At 75.3% G+C, this 3,101-nt stretch carries 4 protein-coding genes; all 4 read left to right on the top strand.

Annotation, left to right across the window (positions count from 1 at the left end):
- A partial coding sequence (locus tag HGA02_RS14580; protein ID WP_168679710.1) for a helix-turn-helix transcriptional regulator occupies positions 1-677 on the top strand: 677 nt, incomplete at its 5' end.
- A gap of 79 nt (positions 678-756) precedes the next feature.
- The gene (locus tag HGA02_RS14575; RefSeq protein ID WP_168679708.1) at positions 757-1,302 is read left to right on the top strand and encodes a sigma-70 family RNA polymerase sigma factor; all 546 of its coding nucleotides are present in this window, start codon (positions 757-759) and stop codon (positions 1,300-1,302) included.
- Positions 1,299-2,336 (top strand): hypothetical protein, encoded by a 1,038-nt coding sequence (locus HGA02_RS14570; protein WP_168679706.1) that lies wholly within the window; start codon positions 1,299-1,301, stop codon positions 2,334-2,336. Before HGA02_RS14575 ends, HGA02_RS14570 begins: the two co-directional genes overlap by 4 nt.
- A gap of 86 nt (positions 2,337-2,422) precedes the next feature.
- Positions 2,423-2,962 carry an RNA polymerase sigma factor gene (locus HGA02_RS14565; protein ID WP_168679704.1) on the top strand — a complete coding sequence of 180 codons (540 nt, stop codon included), beginning with the start codon at positions 2,423-2,425 and terminating at the stop codon, positions 2,960-2,962.
- The last annotated feature ends 139 nt before the right edge of the window (positions 2,963-3,101 follow it).

Below are 3,101 nucleotides of genomic sequence, written 5' to 3'. Positions count from 1 at the left end.
CGGGGTTCGAGGACCCCGCCCGGTCCGCGCTCGCCAAGCTCGAGCAGGTCCTGCCCGACCGGCTCCGCCGACGGCTCGCGTCGATCCGCGACGCGAGCGCGAGCGGGCCGGAGAACACCGACTCCAACGTCGAGGACCCGGCCGTCGACACGGGCGTCCTCGCGGCGCTCGCCGACGCCGTCCGCGACCACCAGGGCCTGCGCGCGTTCTACCGCGACGAGCCCGTCGAGATCGAGCCGTACCGCCTGGTCGCGTGGCAGCGCCGGTGGTTCCTCGTCGCCCGCTCCCCGGCGACGGGCACGTGGGCGCCCTACCGCGTCGACTGGCTCCGCCTGCGCACGCCGGGCGGCCGCCGCTTCACCCCGACGCCGTTCCCCGAGGACGTCACGGAGTTCACCGTGCGCGAGGTCGCCCGGACCGGCTGGGCCGTGCACGCGTGCATCACCGTCGACGCCCCGCCCGAGGAGGTGCTCGCGCGCATCAACCCCACCGTCGGCACCGTCGAGGCCACCGACGACGGCCGCAGCGTCCTCGTCACCGGCGGTGACAGCGTCGAGGTCGTCGCCGTCTGGATCGGCATGCTCGGCCTCGACTTCCACGTCGAGGAGCCGCCCGAGCTCGTCGACCACGTCCGCGTCCTCGCCGCCCGGTACGCGCGCGCAGTCCCGGGCACGTAGCACCCGGGTGGCACGTCGCCACAACGATCCGGACCCCACCGACCGTCGTGCACCATGACGGCCACGACAGGGAGGTCCGATGCCCGCCTGGGAACAGGTGCTCGACGAGCTGCTCCGCACCCGCGGCGCCGCGCTCGTCCGCTACGCCACCATGCTCACGGGCGACAGCCGCAGCGGCGAGGACCTCGTGCAGGACGCCGTCGTGCGCTGCTTCAGCCGCCGGTACGCGCTGCGCGAGGCGCACGCCGCCGAGTCCTACGTGCGCCGGACGATCCTCACGCTCTTCGTCGAGGAGCACCGTCGACGCCGCCGCTGGGGCGCCGTCCAGCACCTCCTGGCCCGCGCCGACGAGTCACCCGGACCCGAGCCCACGAGCAGCGCCCGGCTCGACGTGCAGTCCGCCGTCGCGACGCTCCCGCCGCGGCAGCGCGCCGTCGTCGTCCTGCGGTTCTACGACGACCTCACCGTCCCCGAGATCGCCCGCACCCTCGGCATCGCCGACGGGACGGTCAAGCGGTACCTGTCCGAGGCGACCGAGCGGCTCGAGCGCCTGCTCGGCCCGCTCGCCGACGCCCACGACGACATCCACCTGGTCGACGCCACTCCGGGAAGGAGCGCACGATGAGCACCCACCTGCGCACCGGCATGCACGACGCGATCGACGGCGGCAGCGACGACTCGCCCTTCACGTCGCACGACCTGGTCGGCCGCATCCGCCGCCGGCGTGCGGTGCGGACCGGCGCACGTACGGCGGTCGGCGTGGGGACGGCGGGGGCGATCGCCGTCGTCGGCGTCCGGCTCTCCGACGGCCGGGACGACGGGGGCCCGTCGTTCGGACCGGCCGCGCCGGGGGCGCCGGCGGAGTGCGGGACCGACATCGCCGGCTACGCCGCCGAGCACCCGGACCCCGACCTCTCGGTCGGGTCCGGCGCCGACGCGGTGTCCGCCCTGGGTGCGTACGCCGTCCAGCGCTCGCGGGACTCGGCCCTCAGCCTCGGCCGCTACGGCGGCCGCGAGATCGACCTGCTGGTCGTCCGGCCGCTCGACGACGGGGGCGATCCGGTGAGCTCCGCGGTGCGGCTGCTCCTCGCCTCCGACGACGTCGTCGTCGGATGGGCACAGGTCGACGGCGGTGGGTCCGACCCGGGGACGTCGACGAGCTCCGTGCGGGACGAGAAGCTCTGGCCCGACGGCGGAGGCGCGACGGTGATCCGCACGACGCCGACCGTGGCAGGCTGCGACGGCTCCGCGCTCCCGGCCGGCCGCTACGACCTCTACGCCGCCCCGGACGTCCTCTACCCCGACCAGCCGCTGCTCGGCGTCGCCGGTCCGTGGCCGGTCGAGCTGCTGCCCACGACCGACGAGGTGACCGGGCTTCCGCGGGCGTTCCCGGCCGACCGCGTGCCCATGCCCGGCGGAACCGTCGTCAGCGCCGAACGCGCGGCGGTCGGCGGCTGGACCGTGGAGCTCGCGGTCGAGGGCGACGACCGGCTCGATCGAGCGGTCGCGATTCTCCAGCGGAACTACGAGCGCCTCGAGATCGGGCTCGGCTCGACGACGGCGACGCTCACGACCGCCGACGGGTGGCGCGTCGTCGTGACGAGGTCGACGACAAGCGACGGCCGCGACTCGCTGGTGTACCGGGTGGACGAGCCGTGACGCACGCGATGGCCGCGAGGTGAGGCGTCGCCCAACGTTTCCGGCCTCCCGGACGTCCTGAGCGCGACGACCGGACAGGAGGACGCATGGCGGCGTGGGAACAGGTGCTCGACGACCTGGTGCAGGTCCGCGGGCACGCGCTCGTGCGGTACGCGACGTACCTCACGGGCGACCGGCGGCAGGCGGAGGACGTCGTCCAGGAGGCGCTCGTCCGCTGCTTCGGCCGGACGCGCCCGCTGCGCGACGCCGTCGCCGCCGAGGCGTACGTGCGCCGCGCGATCCTCACGGAGTTCCTCGACGGGCACCGCCGGACGACGCGGTGGCGCAGCGTCCGGCACCTCGTCGCGCGCGACGAGCTCGTCGAGTCGCCCGAGGCGTCCGCCGTCGAACGGGCGAGCGTCGAGGCCGCGCTCGCGACCCTGTCCCCGCGTCTGCGGGCGTGCGTCGTCCTGCGGTTCTACGACGACCTGACCGTCGCGGAGATCGCCCGGACCCTCAGGCTCGCCGACGGCACCGTCAAGCGGTACCTGTCCGACGCGATGGACGCCCTCGAAGGGGTCCTCGGCCCGCTCGACGCGGACCGCACCACCGACATCGAGCTCGTGACGACCCGGGAGGCACGATGAGCACCGACCTGTCCCGCACGCTGCACACCACGATCGACGGCGAGCCCGCCGGCGTCCCGACCGCGTTCGACATGACGCGCGTCCGGACCCGCGCCCGCCGTCGGCGCGTCGCCCGGACGGCCACGCGCGGCGCGGTCGG

The organism is Cellulomonas septica (assembly GCF_012396155.1).
GTDB lineage: Bacteria > Actinomycetota > Actinomycetes > Actinomycetales > Cellulomonadaceae > Cellulomonas > Cellulomonas septica.
The sequence above is the reverse complement of the archived record's forward strand: the minus strand, read 5'-3'. Positions and strand labels throughout refer to the sequence as shown.

What these genes read in the sequence shown, in the direction of transcription:
- HGA02_RS14575 (WP_168679708.1), top strand. Translation starts at nt 757, where the DNA reads ATGCCCGCCTGGGAACAGGTGCTCGACGAGCTGCTCCGCACCCGCGGC.
- HGA02_RS14565 (WP_168679704.1), top strand. Translation starts at nt 2,423, where the DNA reads ATGGCGGCGTGGGAACAGGTGCTCGACGACCTGGTGCAGGTCCGCGGG.
- HGA02_RS14570 (WP_168679706.1), top strand. Translation starts at nt 1,299, where the DNA reads ATGAGCACCCACCTGCGCACCGGCATGCACGACGCGATCGACGGCGGC.